We start from the raw sequence: 19,251 nt of genomic DNA on the forward strand, positions 1-19,251 counted from the left end.
GATCAAGGTGGCGCTCGCGGCAAGCCTGGTGCCGGCCGTCTGGACGCTGCTGAAGCGCGGCTGAAGCGCGCGATCGAAGAAACGGCCAGGGGCAATCAAGCCACTGGCCGGAGCGGCGTCACTGGCGGATTTCCGGTCTGATGTCCGCCAACCTCGATAGATTGTCGGTTATATCGCCCTAACGCTGCGACATCTTCAGTAATGATCATTAAGCCGCTTTATTAGCCCAGGCTTTTCAATTTCCCGAACTGTTGATCTGAAAAATAGATGCTTGCTGGCGCGGCCGCGCTGTCGTAGCTCTTGGTCTTCGACTGTATCGAATCGCCGGGGGGCGAGACGTCCGATTCGTTGTTGTGAACGATCAGGTCAGATGCACTATCGCGCTGGTCTGTCGCCGATACGGCAGCTTCGGGGAAGGGGGGAAGACGTTGAATGTCGCAGCGTCGACTATTGTCGGAAGCCGGCACTTCCTGTTCAGGATTCGGTTTCAACTGCTTGGCGGACTGACATTCGCGATTTTTGCGCCGGCGATCATCCGGATTGTCTTCAATCCTGAATTCATCTATTCGGCCAATCTTCAGGTAACAGTAGCCGCTGCGGTCATCGCGCACCTTGTGGGCTTCTTGTCTTATCGCCGCATCGGAAATTTCCCAGGCGTGGCCGCGGCAAGTTACATCTTGCCGACATTTGCCCTGTCCTACGGGGCTGTTTTCCTGACCATCTTCTTTTTTCGGTTCGAGTACAGCCGGTTTCAGGCTGCCGCCAGTTTCACGCAGTCCACGCTCTGGTACTTCGGCCTGAGCCTGTTGACGCGGCGTCTCGATCCGTACCGGCTCGTGGTGATTCCCGGCGGAGATGTCGAGCGCCTCAAGACGTTACCGGGTGTGCATTGGTTTTGGATCAAGTCGACCAGTACGATAATCGAAAGAGCCAGCGGCGTGGTCGTTGATCTGCGTGCCGATCTTGGCGCGGAATGGGAACGATACATCGCGGATCGGGCCCTTTCGGGAACTCCCGTATACCACGTCAAGCAGGTCAGAGAGTCGCTGACCGGTCGGGTCGAGATCGAGCACCTGTCGGAAAACACGCTTGGTTCGCTCAATCCGAACCAGGCCTATCTCAAGATCAAGCAGGCGGTCGACTGGGTCTCGGCACTTGTCTTGATCATCGTTCTTTCCCCCGTTCTGGCGTTAATAGCGTTGCTGATCCGGCTGGATTCCGATGGTCCTGCGCTGTTTCGCCAGCAACGCATGGGCTACCGGGGCAAGATCTGCACGGTCTACAAGTTTCGCTCGATGCGCCAGCACTCTGGCGCCGGCAGCGACAAGGAAAGGGCGATCACCAGGCACGACGATGACCGCATCACCAGAGTCGGGCGTTTCCTGCGAAAATCCAGGATCGACGAACTGCCGCAGGTCATCAACATCCTGCGTGGCGAAATGAGTTGGATCGGACCGCGGCCGGAAGCTGTCGTGCTGTCGCAGTGGTACGAGGCTGAGCTGCCATTCTACCGCTACAGGCATATCGTCAGGCCGGGCATAAGTGGGTGGCACAGGTAAATCAAAGGCATGTGGCTGCCGTCGATGACGTTATGGAAAAATTGCACTATGATTTCTATTACATAAAGAACTTTTCGCCTTGGCTGGACGTTTTGATAACTCTCAAGACGCTGAAAACGATGCTTACCGGCTTTGGTGCGAGATAACCAATGCGAAGCATGGCTCTGGAATAGCAAGCGCAGGAAGCAGATGGATCTCGCCTCCAGGAAAATAGCGATCATCGGGCTTGGCTATGTCGGCCTGCCGCTGGCGGTCGCCTTCGGCGCCGGCAGGGATGTCGTCGGTTTCGACATCGACCAGTCGAGGGTGGACGCGCTGAGGCGTGGCGACGACCATACGCTGGAAGCCAGCAGCGATGAGATCAGTGCTGCGTCGCGGCTGACATTCACCACCGACAAGGCCGATCTGCGCGATTGCGGGATTTTCATCGTCACGGTTCCAACGCCGATCGACAGGGCCAACCGTCCGGATCTGAAACCGCTGATCATGGCATCGACTTTGGTCGGTGAGGTCATCTCGCCAGGCGCGGTGGTGATCTTCGAATCGACGGTCTATCCCGGCTGCACGGAAGAGGTGTGCGCGCCGCTGATCGAGAAACATTCGGGCCTGCGCTACAATGAGGGGTTCTTCCTGGGCTACAGCCCCGAGCGGATCAACCCGGGCGACCGCGAGCATCGGTTGCAAACGATCGTCAAGGTCACCAGCGGCTCGACGCCGGAAGCGGCCGAAGGTATCGATGCGCTCTATGCCTCGATCGTGCCGGCAGGCACACACCGTACCTCGAGCATTGCAGTCGCCGAAGCGGCCAAGGTCATCGAGAACACTCAGCGCGACCTCAACATCGCGCTGATGAACGAGCTGTCGCTTATCTTCGGCAAGCTCGGCATCGACACGTCCGAAGTGCTGGAAGCCGCCGGCACCAAATGGAATTTCCTGCGCTTCACGCCTGGTCTCGTCGGCGGCCACTGCATCGGCGTCGATCCCTACTATCTCACCCACAAGGCCCAGGAGCTCGGCTATCATCCGGAGGTGATTCTTGCCGGCCGCCGTATCAATGACGGCATGGGTCGGCACGCGGCGGATCAGACCGCCCGCCTGATGATGCGCAAGGGAATACCTGTCGTTGGCAGCCGGATTCTGGTGATGGGCGCGGCCTTCAAGGAAAATTGTCCGGACCTGAGGAATTCCAAGGTCGCCGATATCGTTGCCCAACTGAAGGAATACAACGCCGGCATCGACATATGGGACCCCTGGGTCGACGCGCAGGAATGCGCGCGTGCCTTCGGCGTGGCCAGCATGAAGGACATTCCCGACATGCGTTATGACGGCGTTATCGTGGCCGTCGGCCACAGGCAGTTCCGCGCGTTGGGCGTCGACGGCCTGATGGCGCTTTGCAAGACCCCGGGCGTCATCTACGACATCAAGGGTCTGTTCCCCAGGCATGTCACGGATGGGCGCTTCTGATGAAGGTTCTGGTCACCGGCGCGGCCGGCTTCATAGGGTATCACGTAGCGAAGCGGCTGCTGGAGCGCGGTGACGAGGTCGTCGGCATCGACAACGTCAACGACTATTACGATCCGCAGATCAAGGAGGCGAGGCTGCGGCTCCTGGACGAGGCGAGCCGCAAGACCAATGCCGGCTATCATTTCATCCGCGGCAATCTCGCCGACAAGAGCGTGGTCGACGCCTGCTTTGCCGACCATGCATTCGACCGGGTGATCCATCTCGCCGCCCAGGCCGGGGTTCGCTACAGCCTGGAAAACCCGCATGCCTATGTCGAAAGCAACATCATCGCCTACACCAACATGCTGGAGGCCTGCCGCAACAGCGCCGTCGCGCACCTGACCTATGCCAGTACATCCAGTGTCTACGGCGCCAACACCGACATGCCGTTTTCCGAGCATCGTCCGGCCGACCATCCGCTGCAGTTCTACGCCGCGACCAAGCGCGCCAACGAGCTGATGGCGCACAGCTACAGCCATCTGTTCCGATTGCCGACGACCGGGCTTCGCTTCTTCACGGTGTATGGCCCTTGGGGGCGCCCGGACATGGCGCTGTTCCTGTTCACCCGGAACATCCTGGCCGGCGAGCCGGTCAAGCTGTTCAACAACGGCAACCACACGCGCGACTTCACCTATGTCGATGACATCGCCGAAGGCGTGATCCGCGCCAGCGACAGCCCGGCCACGGGCAATGCCGCCTGGGACTCCAGGCGTCCCGATCCGGCCACAAGCAGCGCCCCCTGGCGCATCTTCAACATCGGCAACAACAACCCGGTGAAGCTGACCGCCTATGTCGAGGCGCTGGAAAACGCGCTGGGCCGCAAAGCCATCGTCGAACTCTTGCCGCTGCAGCCCGGCGACGTGCCCGATACCTTCGCCGACACCTCGGCACTGGAGCAGGCGGTCGGCTACCGCCCGGCGACGACGGTGACCGAAGGGGTGGGGCGGTTCGTCGAGTGGTACAAGGCGTATTTTGCGCGGGGATAAGGCTCGGCGTTTCCGGGACAACGCGTTGGAGTTTTAGAGCGACAAGGTGACGGATGCGAAGCCCGACGGCTGTGTCAGTTAGGGCAAAAGCTTCGACATAAGGCGAGGCGCCGGGCGCCCCTCCCAAGCGTTATAGGGCAAAGCCGTCGCCAATCTACTCAGCCTTAGGAGGCAGCACCGGTCCAGTAGCGTTCCATCGGATGAACTCGACTTCCTTCCCTGTGACTTCCCGAACCGTTTTTAACAGCACCTCATGCAAGACGCGTGTCTGCCTGTAGTGATCGCAATGAGGAGATATGAACGGCTTGACGATGCTTAGGTGCAGAGCTTCCGCCGCTAACAGAAAGCGCTCGATTTCAGCCTGTGAAAATTGCTTTGACGGTTTTGATCTAGCCATGGCTATCCCCTAAACCGCTCGGTGTGCCAATGGATCTTTCCATCGAGGATTACGAGGCGCTTCGGCAGATGCTCGGGATGGACCTCGATCAGCGTGATCCTAATCTGTGGCTTGCAGCGACTGCAATCAAACCTCAGCGTCTGCGGATCGACGCCGCCGCCGTAGACCATCATCAAATCGGCCGACCTGATGTAGCGGACATTGCCGCAACTGCATTCTGCTTTCACAAGCATGTTGTGCCGGGTTGCCTTGCCCAGCGTGTCGAGCGGTTCGTGTGCCATCTCTCTAAAAAGGAACATATTCCTCTCAAGTCAAGCGCCTCTTGACTCTCGCGTTCTCATTTTGTTCACTGTTGGCAGGAAAGCCACAGGAGGCAGAAATGGACCTGCTTTTGACAGTACCGGGCGCATCGCCCGAGGAAATCGCGCGGGGGATAGCCGCGGCTAATGAGGTATTGGACCGCGCTGGCATTTCAGCCCTTGAGGCCGCCGATGGAATGTTTGCCATTGAAGGCTGGGACGACGCCAGTTTCGCCGACGAGAGCCTGCCAACAGGGGAAGAGAACGAAGCAGCGAGCGCCTGGATAGAAGCGTCGCGGGCAGCCTTAGACGCATGTTGCGCTGACTGGCCCGCCGAAAAGCGCCCGGTTGCCGCCGATCTGCAATTGGTAGACTCGGCAACGCAACTGGCTGACCGGCCAACGGCCTTGGCCATGCTCCGAGCTCTGACTGCCGCGCAAGACGGCAACGGCGAATTTATGAATTCGCAAATTGGCATACTGGCGGACAGGTTGGCTGTCGATCTGGACAATCCGCGCGATCTAATCGCGGCGGTGACGGTTGCCTTTACCAGGCTAGAGCTTGCGGGATTTCATCCCGCCGAGCCGATCGAGCCTAAGCGCCAAGCCGTCTACGACGCGATCAACGCGCTTGAAGCTGCGACTAAGATGCCCACATCGCATTGAGGCAACAGAGGGCAAAGGCATGTGCGGCCGCTACACCAGATACCTGACCTGGTCGGAAATCCATCGGCTATACCGTCTGACGGCGCCGGCGGAGGTTGGCCGCAATGACGCCCCTCGCTACAACATCGCGCCGACCGAGGAAGTCCCGTTCGTCACTGCCGGCGAAGACGGCAATCACAAACTCCGTGAGGGCCGCTGGTGGCTCGTACCGTTCTGGGCGAAAGAGATGCCCAAGGCGGCAATGTTCAACGCCAGGATCGAAGGCGTCGATACGGCCCCGGCTTTCCGTGACGCGTTCAAGTCGAAGCGCTGTCTGATCCCGGCCGACGGCTTCTACGAATGGACCATCTCGCCGGCCGACGGCAAGAAGGACCCTTGGCACATCTATCTGCCCGGCCACGCGCCGTTCTCATTCGCAGGGCTGTGGGCCTACAACTCCAACCTCGACATCACAAGTTGCACCATCATCACCGAGCCCGCTGGCGACCCGATGAAGAACCTGCACGATCGGCAGCCGGTCATCCTCGACCATGCCTACTATGATGCGTGGCTGGACCCGGCTACGCCCAAGGACTACCTGAAAGACATTCTCAGCCACGACGTCGGCGGCCAGTTGCAGTTCAATCGCGTCGGCCGCGACGTCAACGCGACACTGATTAACAAGCAGCCCAACGACCATCCCGCCTTGGTCGGGCCGATCAATCCTCTATGAGCGATGAACCAGCCAGACTTGCCGAAGGCATGGTAGCCGCCCCGCGCGAACGTCAGCGGATTGAGAACCACACCTGCGAGCACGTTGGATGTGGCATGCGCGCACCCTTCGGCTTCGCAAGACCGGAGGGGCCATCACATTGGTTCTGTCGCGGGCATCGCGCCGACGGCGATCAATATCTCTTGGGAGGAAGGCGCCAATGACCCGCTCGACCTTCGCCGATGAATTGCAGCAGGCGTCCGACCGCATCGCAGACATTCCGCGCGCTGATCTTCAAATCATGCTTCGACGCGCCGCGCTGATAATTCGAAACACCGACGGCATCGATCTTGATCCTGGCGTTGAGGATACGCTGTCCGACATCGCAGTAGAATTGGGGTTGGCGAAATCGGATCTGATCAAGACCATCATTGGCGATTGGCTGATTGCCAACGCGTATCTCCCGGTGCCGCGCCTGTTCGATGAGGAAAGCGAGACCGAGGGCTCTGCCTAATTCCCTGCATCCGACCATTGAGAGTTGTCTACCCAGAATGGCCGGCACGGATTACGAATTTGGGGTGACAGGACCGCGCCGGCCAGTGCCGGGCACAAGGGTGGGCCTAATGACCGGCCCTGTCATGCTACCGGCATGATAGGAATCCAGCAATTAAGCCTGATGGTCTAGAACGCCAATGCGCCGGTTCTCGCGCGCTTGGGGCAACGGGCCGGACTCCCGGCTTTTGCCCCAGGCATTATTCCTCCTCCCGGTAATCCAGCAGCTTCGCGTGGCGAAGCTGCTCCTCACCTTTCAGGAATTTCACGCGGCCAACAAGACCCGGCTTCAGCCATTCCGCCTTGTCTTTTTTCAAGCCCTTCGGCACCGGGCCGCCCACCTTGCCCTGTACGCGGTCCCACAGGTGCTTGCGTTTGTCGAACTTGAATTGGACGTTGGCGGCGCCGACATAGCGCCCCTTGTCGGCCATGAGAACTCTTGCCGCCTGCCCCGGATCGCGCTGGACGCCGATAATCTCCATCTCCTTTTCATCGTAGCACTTGATCTTGCGCCAGTTCTTCGTTGGACCGCTGCGGTAGAGACTGTCCTTGCGTTTCGAGACGATGCCTTCCTGTCCAGTCTGGTCGGCGAGGTAGTAAACAGCGTCACCCGTGCCGGGCATTGCCTCGCTGAACTGAATACGGCCGCCAGCCAGGATCGTTCCCTGCAGGATATGGCGGCGGTCCTCCAGCGGCATGTTGCGCAGGTCGTGAGCATTCATGTGCAGGAGGTCGAAGGCGACGAGATAATAATCCTGCGAAGGCTCACGGCTGCTGACGGCCGACTGCAGTGCGTGGAAGTCGGAGCGCCCGTCCGCGTCAACAATTATGACCTCGCCTTCGATGATGAAGTCGTCGGCCTCGATGGAGGCGGCCTGATCGGCAAGAACCTGGTATCGTGCAGTCCAGTCGTACCCCCTCCTGGTCAGCAGGCGAATGCCGTCTTCGTCCTTGATGAGTTGGGTGCGGTATCCATCGAACTTGATCTCGTGAATCCACTCCTCACCCTCGGGCGGGGTGTCGACAAGCTCCGGCTCCATCGGCGGGATAAATTTCAAACGCATGCGTTGAACTCACACGATTGCGATTCAAGGCACGCGGCCCCGATCGGTTCCGGAACATTTTAGCTAAGTTGAATGTTTCGATCATTAGCGCGGTGGCTTGGTCACGGTGGATGCCGATGCGCTCGCTGACCCTCACCGACATCGAGGGTGGGTGTTCGCGAATAGGTACGTGGAACCCGACGCCACTCTGGCTGTTCTTTTCTCAGGAGGAACAACCATGCCAGACGATAAAAGCAAACGTGATTTTCGTGACCGCGATCGGGTATCGGGCGACGAGGAATATGAGGCCGGCTATTTCGCCAGCAAGTTCCAGCTTACCATCCCTGAAGTGCGGGAACTTATCAGAAAGCACGGGAACGACCGTGAGACGCTGGAGCGTGAGGCAAAGGCACTGGGCAGCCGATGACGAAACTATCCGACCTTGGACCGCCGGTTCCCGGCAAGCAGCACGGCGGCGAGCCTGCCGACGTGCGCGACAATTTCATGACCTGTCCGGTGTGCGGCCAGCAACTCGACATGCGTGACTTCCGTCAGGTCGCTTGGCACGATCAGCCCCAACATGAGCCGCTGGAGTTGGAGCTTGTGCCACGGGTCGGAACGCGAAATGGTTGCGGATGCGATCGTTGAAATAGCGGCCCTTGGCAAAAGCAGTTTTAAAGTCGGCGAAGGTCTCCGGGGGCACGTCCAGAAAGTCGTACTGCCTGCCGCTCGCTACAAACCACACCGATAGGACCCTGGTGTCCGGATTGTATTCGAATCTGCGTATCGAGGTTGACGGCATGGTGCACCAGGTGCTGCACTGAGGAAGCAGAGCGGGCCGACCACGGCTGTACGTCCATGGCCATCACCGCCTCCACGGAAGGGACGCTGACGGCATTCCAACTTGCCCAATCGTTTCTGGTTCCGGACAAACAAAAAAGCCCGGTACCTTTCGGGAGCGGCGATGTCTGGATGGCGCTCGGGTTGAGCAACCTGCTGACGATACTATTCACAAGGATCGAACCGCGTTTTTGGCTGGCTCCGGCAGTGGGTCTGTTCTCAAGCTGGCCGGCTGCCCGAATTTGGGTATTTATGGGTCCTTTATTGGGTATGTCGGTAATTTTCGGGTATTTTTTGGTATATTGGTGGGTATGACCCTGAAGTAGACTCTCTGCAAATTACCACCGAGATCCTTGCTCTGGTCTCGGATATCGGGTCGCTCGGTTTGATAACGCTGCTGCTGCTGCTTCTGGCCGCCGGTTCGCGCGCCGGTATTCTGATAGGGCTGGCGATCACCATAATATCAGTCGTCTTTCTGTCCGCGTCGCTCGAGGCTGGGCGGGTATGGAATACCCGCTGTCTTCATCGGACTTTCGCTCTACACGATCGGGGCGTGGACGAAGATCGATGCGGAAGTGGTTGACCCGGCCTTTGGACGGGCCGAATTTGCCCGCACCACGATCGCGGGAATTGAAGAGAACTGGGCGACGGGCGTCGGCTTTGGGAGTTTTCCGAAAGTCTACCAGATTTACGAAAAGGGAGAGATGATCTTCAAGCCCTACGTCAATCACGCCCACAATGATTATCTGGAACTGGCACTTGAAGCTGGCGCGCCTGTTGTCTTTCTGGTCGCGGCCTACTCGATATTGCTTTTTGCGTTTTCCCTGGCGGCACGGCGAGATCGGCTGCAGAAATGGCGTTTCTCTCAGTATCGTTTCTGCTCGTTCATTCCCTGGTCGATTATCCCATGCGAACGGCGGCGCTTGCGATGACTTTCGCCTATATGAATGGCATCATCTTTCACAAGGGATTCGCTGGGCGGTTAAGCCAGAGAGGCGAGTCGACCGAGGCCCATGATGACAATCTGCTTGTTCCCGTCAGGCCGGCTCTGGCAAGACGATAGCAATGCGTCGCCTGGAATTGGCGATGGATTGGCGCTGGATCGTGACCCAGACGTTTGCCGAACGCCGAGATTGACAAGCCATTGCATGGAACCTAAGCACGGTCGGCTGGGGCCGGGGGGTTCAGGCATGTCGAGGAGAGCTTCTTGAAAGGAATTATCCTTGCTGGGGGCAGTGGAACGCGTCTTTATCCACTAACATTAGCAGTCTCTAAGCAAATTCTGCCGATATACGACAAGCCGATGATCTATTATCCGCTGAGCGTTCTGATGCTCGCGGGTATCCGTGAAATTCTGATCATTTCGACGCCGCGTGACCTGCCGGTTTTTCGCGATCTGCTTGGCGATGGATCGGAGTTCGGCCTCGACCTGTCCTATGCCGAGCAACCGCAGCCCAACGGGCTGGCGGAGGCCTTCATCATCGGCCGCAATTTCATCGGCAAGGACAACGTGTCGATGATCCTCGGCGACAACATCTATTTCGGCGACGGGCTGTCGCAGCTTTGCCGCGACGCTGCCTCGCGCGAAAAGGGCGCTTCGGTGTTCGCCTATCATGTCGAGGATCCCCAGCGTTATGGCGTGGTTTCCTTCGACAAGGCCACGGGAACGGCGCTGACGATCGAGGAAAAGCCGCAGGTGCCGAAATCCAACTGGGCGGTCACCGGTCTCTACTTCTATGACAACGACGTCGTCGACATCGCCCCTGCCATCCGCCCCTCGGCGCGCGGCGAGCTCGAGATCACGGCGGTCAACAACGTCTACCTCGAGCGCGGCCAGTTGCATGTGCATCGGTTGGGGCGCGGCTATGCCTGGCTCGACACCGGCACGCATGACAGCCTGCATGAGGCCTCGTCATTCGTGCGCACCATCGAGCACCGCCAGGGCATCAAGGTCGCTTGTCCCGAAGAGATCGCCTTTGAACAGGGTTGGCTGACAGTGGACCAGGTTCTGCGTCGCGCCGATCACCTGGGCAAGAATGAATATGCCGCCTATCTGCGCCGGCGTGTCGTCGACCTGTCGGAGGGCTAGGTGTTGGAGGTCAGGCCCCTTGGCATCGATGGCGTGCTGGAAATCGTGCCGAAGCGACATGGCGACGCGCGCGGCTTCTTCGTGGAAACCTACAATGCCGAGCGGTTTTCGCAGGCCGGCATAGACTTGGCTTTCGTGCAGGACAATCATTCCTATTCCGCCGCGGCGGGCGTCTTGCGAGGGCTTCACTATCAGCTTGCGCCGCGCGCCCAGGACAAGCTGCTGCGCGTCATCCGGGGCAGCATTCTCGATGTCGCGGTCGACGTTCGCCGCGGTTCGAAAACCTTCGGAAAATGGGTCGCTCTCGAAGTGTCGGCCGAAAAGGGCAACCAGATTCTGGTGCCGAAAGGCTTCGCGCACGGTTTCGTGACGCTCGTGCCCGACACCGAGGTTCTGTATAAGGTGACCGACACCTATTCGCAGGCGCATGATCGGTCGATCCGTTTCGACGATCCCGCCATCGGCATCGAATGGCCGTCATTGACCGGCGGGTTTCAGCTCTCGGACAAGGACCTCAAGGCGCCGCTGCTTGCCGCCGCCGAGGTGTTCGCCTGATGGGTTGCGTGAGGACAGCGGCATGAATTTTCTGGTGACGGGCGGTGCGGGCTTTATCGGTTCGGCGGTGTGCCGGCATCTATGCGCCAACCCGGCCTATCGGGTGACCAATCTCGACAAGCTAACCTATGCGGGAAACCTGGCCTCGCTGCGGCCGATCGAGAACGCACACAATTATCGCTTCGCGCAGGCCGACATCTGCGACGAAAGGGCCGTGCTCGACATCCTCCGGCGCGACGATATCGACATCGTCATGAACCTTGCCGCCGAGAGCCATGTCGACCGCTCGATCGATGGGCCGGGCACCTTTATCGAGACCAACATCGTCGGCACCTACAAGATGCTTAATGCCGCGCTGGAATATTGGCGCGGCCTGCCCGAAGACCGGAAGAGCCATTTCCGCTTCCATCATGTCTCGACCGACGAGGTGTTCGGCGATCTTCCCTTCGATGGCGGCATGTTCGTCGAGGAAACGCCCTACGCGCCATCCTCGCCCTATTCCGCCTCGAAGGCGGCCTCGGATCATCTGGTGCGGGCCTGGCACGAAACCTATGGCCTGCCGGTCGTGCTTTCCAATTGCTCGAACAATTACGGACCCTATCACTTTCCCGAAAAGCTGATCCCGCTGGTCATCCTCAATGCGCTCGATGAAAAGCCGCTGCCGGTCTATGGCGCCGGCGCCAATGTGCGCGACTGGCTGTTCGTCGAGGATCACGCACGCGCGCTGGAACTTGTCGCGACCAGGGGACTGCCGGGCGAAAGCTACAATGTCGGCGGCAATTCCGAGCGGACGAACCTTGGCGTCGTCGAGACGATCTGCGATCTGCTCGACGGCAGGCGGCCGCGGGCAGGGGGCAAGAGCTATCGCGACCTGATTTCCTTCGTCACCGACCGCCCCGGTCACGATCGCCGCTATGCCATCGACGCCTCGAAGATAGGCCGAGACCTGGGCTGGGCGCCCAATGAGAATTTCGACAGCGGCCTCGCCAAGACCGTCGACTGGTTTCTCGACAACAAATGGTGGTGGGGACCGATCCGCGAGCAGCGCTATGCCGGTGAACGGCTGGGCGAAGCACGCAAGGGGGCGGCGTGAGGCTGGTTGTCACCGGACGCGACGGACAGGTCGCGGCGAGCCTTCTGGAGGCCGGCCAGGCGGCCGCCGGCGTTGAGGTCATCGCCATTGGCCGTCCGCAACTCGACCTCGCAAGACCCGACACGGTGATCGAAGCCATCGCGGCCGCGAAGCCTGATATCGTCGTGTCGGCCGCCGCCTACACGGCGGTGGATCAGGCCGAGGACGAGCCCGATCTGGCATTCGCGGTGAACGCCGCCGGCGCCGGCAAGGTGGCGCAAGCAGCAAGCCGCCTGGGCGTTCCCGTCATCCATCTTTCGACCGACTATGTCTTCGACGGCACCAAGGACGCCGCCTATGTCGAGACCGACGCCACCTCACCGCGCAGCGTCTATGGCGCCTCCAAGCTTGCCGGCGAGCAGGCGGTTGCATCAGCCAATACGCACCATCTGATCCTGCGCACGGCATGGGTCTACAGCCCGTTCGGCAAGAATTTCGTGAAAACCATGCTGCGGCTGGCCGCCGACCGCGACGAGATCGCGGTGGTGGCCGATCAGAGGGGAAATCCGACATCGGCACTTGATATCGCCGACGCGATCCTGCATGCGGCGGCACGGCTGCACGAGGGCGCGGGCACATCCGGCATCTATCATCTGGCCGGAACCGGCGAGGCCCACTGGAGCGGCTTTGCCCGCCATATCCTCGACACAAGCCGCGTGTTGGGTGGTCCCTGGGCGCGGGTACGGGACATTGCTACGATGGACTATCCGACCAAGGCGCGCCGCCCCGCCAATTCCCGGCTGTCGAGCGCGAAATTCGCGGCGGCGTTCGGCTGGAATGCACCGGACTGGCGGCAATCGACGGAAGCGGTGGTGCGCCGGCTTCTCGACGGTGAGACGAAACAGGCATCGACGGCATGAACAAGCGCCCTTCAGCGGAAAACATGCGCGATGCTGCGCCCGTCGACGAAGCGACGCCGAAAGCACGCAAGGCAACGCCGAAAGCAGCCAAACGCACCTGCATCATGGTGCTTGGCATGCATCGCTCTGGCACCAGCGCGCTGACAAGGGCGATCAATCTGCTTGGCGCGGAACTGCCGAAGAATCTGCTGGGCGCCAACCCCTCCAATCCAACTGGGCACTGGGAGCCGGCACGCCTCATCGAACTGCACGATCAGATGCTGGCCGAAGCAGGAAGCAGCTGGGATGACTGGCGATCCTTTGATCCTAACGATCTTGGAACTGTGCGTTTCCAATTCTATAAAGCCGAGATTGCCCGGTTGATCGACGAGGAATATGGCGGTGCCGCGTTGTTCGTCCTGAAAGAGCCGCGCATTTCGCGTTTCGTGCCGCTGTACGCGGATATTCTAAAACGGATGCGCATCGATGTGCGCTATGTGCTGATAGAGCGCAATCCGTTGGCCGTGATCGCTTCACTGGCCAACCGGGATGGTTTTACGACCGGGTTCAGTTCACTTCTTTGGCTTCGACATGAACTAGAAGCTGAGCGTGCAACACGGGGTTCGCCACGGATCTTCTTGTCTTACGAGGGACTGCTTGATGACTGGCGCCAGGGAATCGACGGGCTCACGAGCGCTCTCGGAATCGGGTGGCCGAGGTCCAATGTGGAGTGGCAATCCCTGCTAGCCGAGCATTTCTCGTCGGACAATCAGCACTTTGCCGCCAGTAACGAACTGCTCGACGCCGATCCACGTATCATTGACTGGGTCAAGGACACGTATATGGCGCTGATTGCGCTCCGGTCCGATGATGTTGATACGACTGCAACATCCGATCTCGATAGGATTAAAGCAGAGTTCGATTCCGTTCCGAAAATTTTTGGTGACGCTTTTTTTCTCGAACTTGATAGCCGTCTCAAGGTGCTACGACAGCAGAATGTTGCGGAGCAGCAGTTGGCCAAGCAGCGCGGCCACGAGATCGAAAAATTGACGCTTGAACACACTCAAAAGATTTCGGAGGTGCAGGCCCATATAGCACAGCTCGAAGCAGACCGATCTGAACAGCAGCGTCTCTTGGAAGAGGCCGCCTCGGTGGCGGATGAGCTTAAGCAATCGCAGGATCTTGTTGTCGATTTAAACCGTCAAATACAGGCTTTCCAAGCAGAAAGAGTGACGCTTGAAATTCAATTGAATGACAATTTGCCAAGCCCCCCAACTGGCACCGACAGCCATTCACCTTCGTTTTTAGCTTTTTCCAAGACTCCGGATGAGCAAGAGGAAGTAAGTATCTGTGCTGATGAGACAAAGTTGATAGCTTTTTATCTTCCACAATTTCACAGAATAGATGAAAATTCAGAATGGTGGGGGCCGGGTTTTACAGAGTGGACGAATGTGGCGCGGGCGACCCCTAATTTCTCAGGCCACAATCAGCCAAGAATTCCTCGCGAGTTAGGATACTACGACCTCACGCACCCTCAGATAATGCGAGAGCAGGTCGAAGTTGCGAGGCTTTACGGTCTTCATGGTTTCTGTTTTTACCACTATTGGTTTAGCGGGAGGAGAGTACTAGAGAAGCCGGTAGAGTTATTTATGAATTCCGATATAGATTTTAAGTTTTGTTTGTGCTGGGCCAACGAAAATTGGACCCGCGCATGGGATGGCGATACGAAGAACATTCTGCTGGAACAGAAGTATGCCGACGGGGATGCCGAGGCCTTCATCGACTCCATGCTCGGCTACTTCAATGACCAAAGATATATAAAGATTGGCGGCATGCCGTTATTAGTCGTCTATCGAGCCAAAGATATCCCGGACCCTCGACGATGGTTTTCCCTGTGGCGGGATCGCGTGGTTGCCAACGGGTTTCCAGGCCTCCACATCAGCGTTGTTGACTTCTATGACATATCCACGCCTGAAGAGGTGGGGGCTGACTCTCTGGTCGAGTTTCCCCCGCATAAGTTCAACGGACCTCAGAACCACCCCTCGGAATTTCCGACTTTCACAAATCCGAATTTCTCGGGCGGCGTCGTTGACTATCGGAAAATGATTGCTCAAAGCGCCAATCGCCCCAAGCCGTCCTTCAATATGTTCAGAGGCATTATTCCAGGATGGGACAATACCGCTCGGCGGCAGAACAACCCCACAATTGTGGTCAATTCGGCGCCCGAACTGTATGGCAAGTGGCTTCAATTCCTGCGCTTTCAGGCTAGGCGGGATCACCCTGACCCAGACAGCCGCCTCCTATTTGTCAATGCGTGGAATGAGTGGGGCGAGGGATGCTACCTTGAACCCGACCAGCGGTGGGGGCTGTCTTATCTGGAGGAAACGCTTCGCGGCAAATTCTTCGACGCCGCAAAGGAGCCGGTTGATATAAATAGCGCGCGGTCGCATTTATTCGATCAGCTCGTGGCTTTGTCGGGGCGTGAGGAAAATGCCGGCGCGCACATAGCCAAGGAAAATCTCGTGGCCATAGTGCCTCCCAGCCAAATGGCTATAAGTGCTTCGAAGTTGCTGCAAAGATGGCCGTGGCTGCACTCTATGGCAGCGCATTTCTATAAGCGGCTCTTGCTTGCGAGGCAAAGCTACAATGGATAGCGTCGCTATTGTGGCTCATTTCGACGCAAACGATTGCGTCGAGGTCAATTCTGTGGACCTTTTGACTTGCATAACGAAGAATTTTGACCGAACGGTCTTGGTTACCACGAGTAAGATAGACGTAGATATTGCGGAGAGATTCCCAAACACCGTTGTTATACAAAGACCAAATTTCGGATATGATTTTTATAGCTATCGAGTCGGGCTGACATATGCGTTAAAAAAATGGGAGGTAGGGAGCGCCTTGCTGGTTAATTCCAGCTTCGCAATTCTATCAAAAAGTATTTTTGACAGCGCTTTATCAAGAATGATTGACTTGGGATCCGACTATGATGTGGTCGGCGCGACAGAGTCGCATCAGTTCTCTTGGCATGTGCAGTCGTACTTGGTTTTGCTTGGGTCTAAAATTTTGAGAGAGCCGTGGCTCGACGCTTTTCTTAGTAGTGTAGAGCCGACGAACTCAAAATTTGACACCATTCAGAGGTTCGAGATTGGCCTGTCGTCGATGCTCAAACATAACAATGTCAAGGTCGCAACCTTGGTGCAGCCAGCGTCTGAGCAGCGTGAGTTTTCGGCTATTTACTGGAGCATGGGTAAGAGGAAGCAGTATGCCGCCGATTTGGTTCCCACCTCTAACGTAACCTTGGCGCCTGGGTTAAACCCAGTGCATTATCTCGCAGAGTCCATCGCTCGCGAGCTAGGGTATGTGAAGCTTGAACTGCTCAGGGAGAATCCTCATCAAATCGACCTAGCCTTTGTTGATGAGATTTGCGACCAGGAGCGCCTTATCGAAATACGGGAAATGGTCAACCGCAGCCGAGCTAGTTACGCGCGAGGAAGTGACAGTCTGTCTACTCTCAGGACGGAGATGGGTCCGCTTCCCACAGCCAAGATCGCGCGGTGGCAGCGGACGAAGCCGGAGCAAGTTCGTGTTGCAGTAGTACTTCATCTTTATTACGTTGAGATGATTTATGATATCTGCCAACTTCTACAGAATATTGTACTCCCGTTTGACATGTACGTGACGACGGCATTTGAAGGAGATTCGGCGGAGATATTTTCAAGATTCTCTAAGCTTGCACAGAGTGTGTCAGTCTACTGCTCTGAGAACAGAGGTCGAGATATCGGACCTTTCGTTTCCATTTATCGAAGCGGTGCGCTTGACCGCTACGACGCTGTTTTGAAAATTCACTCAAAGAAAAGTACTTATAGTACGAACGGCGTGGTTTGGAGAGACAGGTTGTACGGGTCCGTTGCTGGAGACTCATTGACGGTGTTGCGGTCCGTGGAGCTGATCAAATCGGGCAAAGTCGGTATCGTCGGCCCGCATCGGTATTATCTAACCAGCGATAGATTTTGGGGTGCAAACCGCGACACGGTGCATCGGTTACTGCAAGAGATGACCGGTCTCGACGCGGAAGCGAACATCGATCTCGGCTTTTTTGCTGGCTCGATGTTCTGGTTCGCGCCAAAGGCGCTTTCGCCTCTCAAGAACATACCTGAGACGAGTCTCGTGTTCGAGGCAGAAAATGGCCAGCAGGACGGCACGCTCGCCCATGCGATCGAAAGAGTTTTTTGCCCAGTCGTACGCAGTCAAGGTTTCGCGGCGTCCAGTGTCCTTCTCCGTGGGATGGATATTCAAGGATATTCTTCGATCGAGAATGATGTGCCGGTATTGTAACACAGCTATAGAGGCGCCACAGAATGCTTGAAACCTCCGTTACGGCCACGTTTGAGAACTTCGATGAGGAGGGTTATCTGCAAGCCAATCCAGATGTTGCAGTCGCGGTTAAAGAGGGGCGTTTGGCGAGCGGGCGATACCATTTCAAGATTATTGGCCATACAGAAAATCGTCGGATCGTTCGAGCAACTTCAATTGTTGAGGCAAGGAAATCGAAGCTCTCTCATATCGTGGACTTGCTTCAGTGGGACGAGGTGCCCCCAAGGCTTCCTAATGGTGGCTACAATTGTTTGCCAGACGATCTTGCAAAGATAGCTGGAGTTGTGCCAACAGATTCGATATCTCAGCACGACTACATAGATATGATAAAAGCCAAAATCGAAAGGAATGAAGATAAGTTATTTCTCGACGCAGGTGCAGGATTTAGGCCCGTGTATTATAGAAATGTAGTAAATTTAGAGATTGTCCCATATGCTACAACTGATATTTTAGCGGTTTTGGAAAAGATACCGTTTCGGGATGAATCGTTCGACTACGTAATCTCCAACGCCGTATTAGAGCATGTGCGAGACCCGTTCGCGGCTGCTCGTGAAATGACCCGTGTACTTAAACCTGGGGGCGAGATGTTCGTCCATGTCCCGTTCCTGCAGCCGTATCATGGTTTTCCGCACCATTACTACAATATGACGAAGGATGGTCTTCGAAGCCTTTTTGACCGCGACATGGAAGTTCTAAGTCATACGGTCCCATTTTATTTTCACCCTGTTTGGGTTGCGAGTTGGTTTTTTAATTCGTGGGCGAATGGCTTGTCACCTAGAACAAAAGAGTCTTTTGAGAAATTGACTGTGAAAGAACTTATGAATTTCGTAGTTAAAGACATGGGAGAGCCATTTGTTCAGGAGCTAAGTGAGGACAAACAATTTGAATTGGCCTCTGGAACTTTTCTAGTTGCTAGGAAGAGATGACGTAGGGCCATGACGCTGATCTTGACTCTAACCCGCCGCGAGATAGCGGGCCGCTATCGGGGCTCTGCGCTCGGTTTGCTGTGGTCGCTTCTCAATCCCCTGTTCATGCTGGCTGTGTACACCTTCGTGTTCGGCGTGGTGATGAAATCGCGCTGGACGACCCCTGGTCAGCAGAGTGCCACGGACTCGACGGGCGAGTTTGCGGTCGTCCTGTTTTGCGGGCTGATCGTCTTCCAGTTTTTTGCCGAGGTGATATCGCTGGCGCCTGGGCTGGTCGTGGCCAATGCCAACTACGTCAAGAAGATTGTGTTTCCGATCGAGATACTGCCGGTAGTTTCTGCCGGCGCGGCATTGTTTCATGCTGCAGTCAGCCTGCTGGTTCTGCTGGTCTTCGCCTTCATCGTTTTTGGCCATGTTCCGCTTACGGTCGTTCTGGCGCCATTGGTGTTCGCGCCGCTCATTGTCCTGGTGCTTGGCATCGCCTGGGTATTGGCGTCCATTGGTGTCTATTTTCGCGATATGAGCCAGATCGTAGCGCCGCTGGTGACAGCAACTATGTTCCTCTCTCCGGTTTTCTTCCAAAGGGCCTCGCTGCCGGTATGGCTCCAGCCGTGGCTGTCGCTTAACCCGCTCGCGATTCCCGTAGAGAGTTTTCGCGATGTAGTTCTTTTTGGCGTGGAGCCGAATTGGCTGGCGCTTGGCTGCTATTCACTCGTGGCGATTGTAGTCGCATCTCTCGGTTACCAATTTTTTCAGAAGACCCGCAGGGGCTTTGCCGATGTCCTCTAGCGAGTTTGCAAC

20 protein-coding genes and 1 pseudogene are annotated in these 19,251 nt (G+C 57.2%); 18 read left to right on the top strand and 3 right to left on the bottom strand.

Annotation, left to right across the window (positions count from 1 at the left end; genetic code table 11):
- Positions 1–938: 938 nt before the first annotated feature.
- The 3 genes and pseudogenes from EOD15_RS36675 to EOD15_RS09740 all read left to right on the top strand — a co-directional run bounded on the left by EOD15_RS36675 (position 939) and on the right by EOD15_RS09740 (position 4,048).
- Positions 939–1,705: pseudogene (locus tag EOD15_RS36675) on the top strand (sugar transferase).
- Positions 1,706–1,748: 43 nt separating this feature from the next.
- A complete protein-coding gene (locus tag EOD15_RS09735; protein ID WP_127320895.1) occupies positions 1,749–3,023 on the top strand; it encodes a nucleotide sugar dehydrogenase in 1,275 nt (424 codons plus the stop codon).
- Positions 3,023–4,048 (top strand): NAD-dependent epimerase, encoded by a 1,026-nt coding sequence (locus EOD15_RS09740; RefSeq protein ID WP_127408444.1) that lies wholly within the window; start codon positions 3,023–3,025, stop codon positions 4,046–4,048. The genes EOD15_RS09735 and EOD15_RS09740 overlap by 1 nt, the downstream gene beginning before the upstream one ends.
- 154 nt (positions 4,049–4,202) lie before the next feature.
- Here the strand turns inward: EOD15_RS09740 and EOD15_RS36680 are convergent, their stop codons facing one another.
- Positions 4,203–4,445 carry a hypothetical protein gene (locus EOD15_RS36680; RefSeq protein ID WP_127322041.1) on the bottom strand — a complete coding sequence of 81 codons (243 nt, stop codon included), beginning with the start codon at positions 4,443–4,445 and terminating at the stop codon, positions 4,203–4,205.
- A 29-nt stretch (positions 4,446–4,474) separates the two neighbouring features.
- Between EOD15_RS36680 and EOD15_RS35715 the strand changes: the two genes are divergently transcribed.
- From EOD15_RS35715 to EOD15_RS09765, 4 genes are all read left to right on the top strand, one after another.
- Entirely contained in the window at positions 4,475–4,771 is a 297-nt protein-coding gene (locus EOD15_RS35715; RefSeq protein WP_164761935.1) for a hypothetical protein, read from the top strand.
- Positions 4,772–4,824: 53 nt separating this feature from the next.
- Positions 4,825–5,409 (top strand): hypothetical protein, encoded by a 585-nt coding sequence (locus EOD15_RS09755; protein ID WP_127408445.1) that lies wholly within the window; start codon positions 4,825–4,827, stop codon positions 5,407–5,409.
- Between the two features lie 19 nt (positions 5,410–5,428).
- On the top strand, positions 5,429–6,121 hold the full coding sequence (locus EOD15_RS09760; protein ID WP_127322043.1) for an SOS response-associated peptidase: 693 nt from the start codon (positions 5,429–5,431) through the stop codon (positions 6,119–6,121).
- Between the two features lie 199 nt (positions 6,122–6,320).
- Positions 6,321–6,614: a hypothetical protein gene (locus EOD15_RS09765; protein ID WP_127322044.1), complete on the top strand. Its 294-nt coding sequence runs from the start codon at positions 6,321–6,323 to the stop codon at positions 6,612–6,614.
- Positions 6,615–6,852: 238 nt separating this feature from the next.
- Here EOD15_RS09765 and EOD15_RS09770 read toward each other — a convergent pair whose 3' ends face one another.
- Positions 6,853–7,716 carry an RNA ligase family protein gene (locus EOD15_RS09770; RefSeq protein WP_127322045.1) on the bottom strand — a complete coding sequence of 288 codons (864 nt, stop codon included), beginning with the start codon at positions 7,714–7,716 and terminating at the stop codon, positions 6,853–6,855.
- A 217-nt stretch (positions 7,717–7,933) separates the two neighbouring features.
- Between EOD15_RS09770 and EOD15_RS09775 the strand changes: the two genes are divergently transcribed.
- Positions 7,934–8,122, top strand: coding sequence for a DUF3606 domain-containing protein (locus EOD15_RS09775; RefSeq protein ID WP_127322046.1), 189 nt, complete (start codon positions 7,934–7,936; stop codon positions 8,120–8,122).
- A gap of 75 nt (positions 8,123–8,197) precedes the next feature.
- Here the strand turns inward: EOD15_RS09775 and EOD15_RS09780 are convergent, their stop codons facing one another.
- Positions 8,198–8,497, bottom strand: coding sequence for a KTSC domain-containing protein (locus tag EOD15_RS09780; protein ID WP_164761936.1), 300 nt, complete (start codon positions 8,495–8,497; stop codon positions 8,198–8,200).
- Positions 8,498–8,553: 56 nt separating this feature from the next.
- On the opposite strand from EOD15_RS09780, the gene EOD15_RS09785 reads away from it, so the two are divergent.
- The 10 genes from EOD15_RS09785 to EOD15_RS09830 all read left to right on the top strand — a co-directional run bounded on the left by EOD15_RS09785 (position 8,554) and on the right by EOD15_RS09830 (position 19,239).
- Positions 8,554–8,850: a hypothetical protein gene (locus EOD15_RS09785; RefSeq protein WP_127408446.1), complete on the top strand. Its 297-nt coding sequence runs from the start codon at positions 8,554–8,556 to the stop codon at positions 8,848–8,850.
- Positions 8,851–9,110: 260 nt separating this feature from the next.
- Positions 9,111–9,467: an O-antigen ligase family protein gene (locus EOD15_RS36685; protein WP_245463625.1), complete on the top strand. Its 357-nt coding sequence runs from the start codon at positions 9,111–9,113 to the stop codon at positions 9,465–9,467.
- A 275-nt stretch (positions 9,468–9,742) separates the two neighbouring features.
- Positions 9,743–10,624: a glucose-1-phosphate thymidylyltransferase RfbA gene (gene rfbA / locus EOD15_RS09795; protein ID WP_127272412.1), complete on the top strand. Its 882-nt coding sequence runs from the start codon at positions 9,743–9,745 to the stop codon at positions 10,622–10,624.
- A complete protein-coding gene (gene rfbC / locus EOD15_RS09800; protein WP_127322061.1) occupies positions 10,625–11,179 on the top strand; it encodes a dTDP-4-dehydrorhamnose 3,5-epimerase in 555 nt (184 codons plus the stop codon).
- Between the two features lie 22 nt (positions 11,180–11,201).
- Positions 11,202–12,272, top strand: coding sequence for a dTDP-glucose 4,6-dehydratase (gene rfbB / locus EOD15_RS09805; RefSeq protein WP_127322062.1), 1,071 nt, complete (start codon positions 11,202–11,204; stop codon positions 12,270–12,272).
- Positions 12,269–13,171 (top strand): dTDP-4-dehydrorhamnose reductase, encoded by a 903-nt coding sequence (rfbD, locus tag EOD15_RS09810; protein WP_127322063.1) that lies wholly within the window; start codon positions 12,269–12,271, stop codon positions 13,169–13,171. Before rfbB ends, rfbD begins: the two co-directional genes overlap by 4 nt.
- The gene (locus EOD15_RS09815; protein WP_206618648.1) at positions 13,168–15,804 is read left to right on the top strand and encodes a glycoside hydrolase family 99-like domain-containing protein; all 2,637 of its coding nucleotides are present in this window, start codon (positions 13,168–13,170) and stop codon (positions 15,802–15,804) included. Before rfbD ends, EOD15_RS09815 begins: the two co-directional genes overlap by 4 nt.
- A complete protein-coding gene (locus EOD15_RS09820; RefSeq protein ID WP_127320335.1) occupies positions 15,797–17,485 on the top strand; it encodes a rhamnan synthesis F family protein in 1,689 nt (562 codons plus the stop codon). Before EOD15_RS09815 ends, EOD15_RS09820 begins: the two co-directional genes overlap by 8 nt.
- A 23-nt stretch (positions 17,486–17,508) precedes the next feature.
- Complete coding sequence (locus tag EOD15_RS09825; protein WP_127320333.1) at positions 17,509–18,450, top strand: class I SAM-dependent methyltransferase; 942 nt, start codon at positions 17,509–17,511, stop codon at positions 18,448–18,450.
- A 9-nt stretch (positions 18,451–18,459) separates the two neighbouring features.
- The gene (locus EOD15_RS09830; protein WP_127320331.1) at positions 18,460–19,239 is read left to right on the top strand and encodes an ABC transporter permease; all 780 of its coding nucleotides are present in this window, start codon (positions 18,460–18,462) and stop codon (positions 19,237–19,239) included.
- Positions 19,240–19,251: the final 12 nt, after the last annotated feature.

The organism is Mesorhizobium sp. M7A.T.Ca.US.000.02.2.1 (assembly GCF_003996995.1).
In the GTDB taxonomy this organism is placed as follows: Bacteria; Pseudomonadota; Alphaproteobacteria; order Rhizobiales; family Rhizobiaceae; genus Mesorhizobium.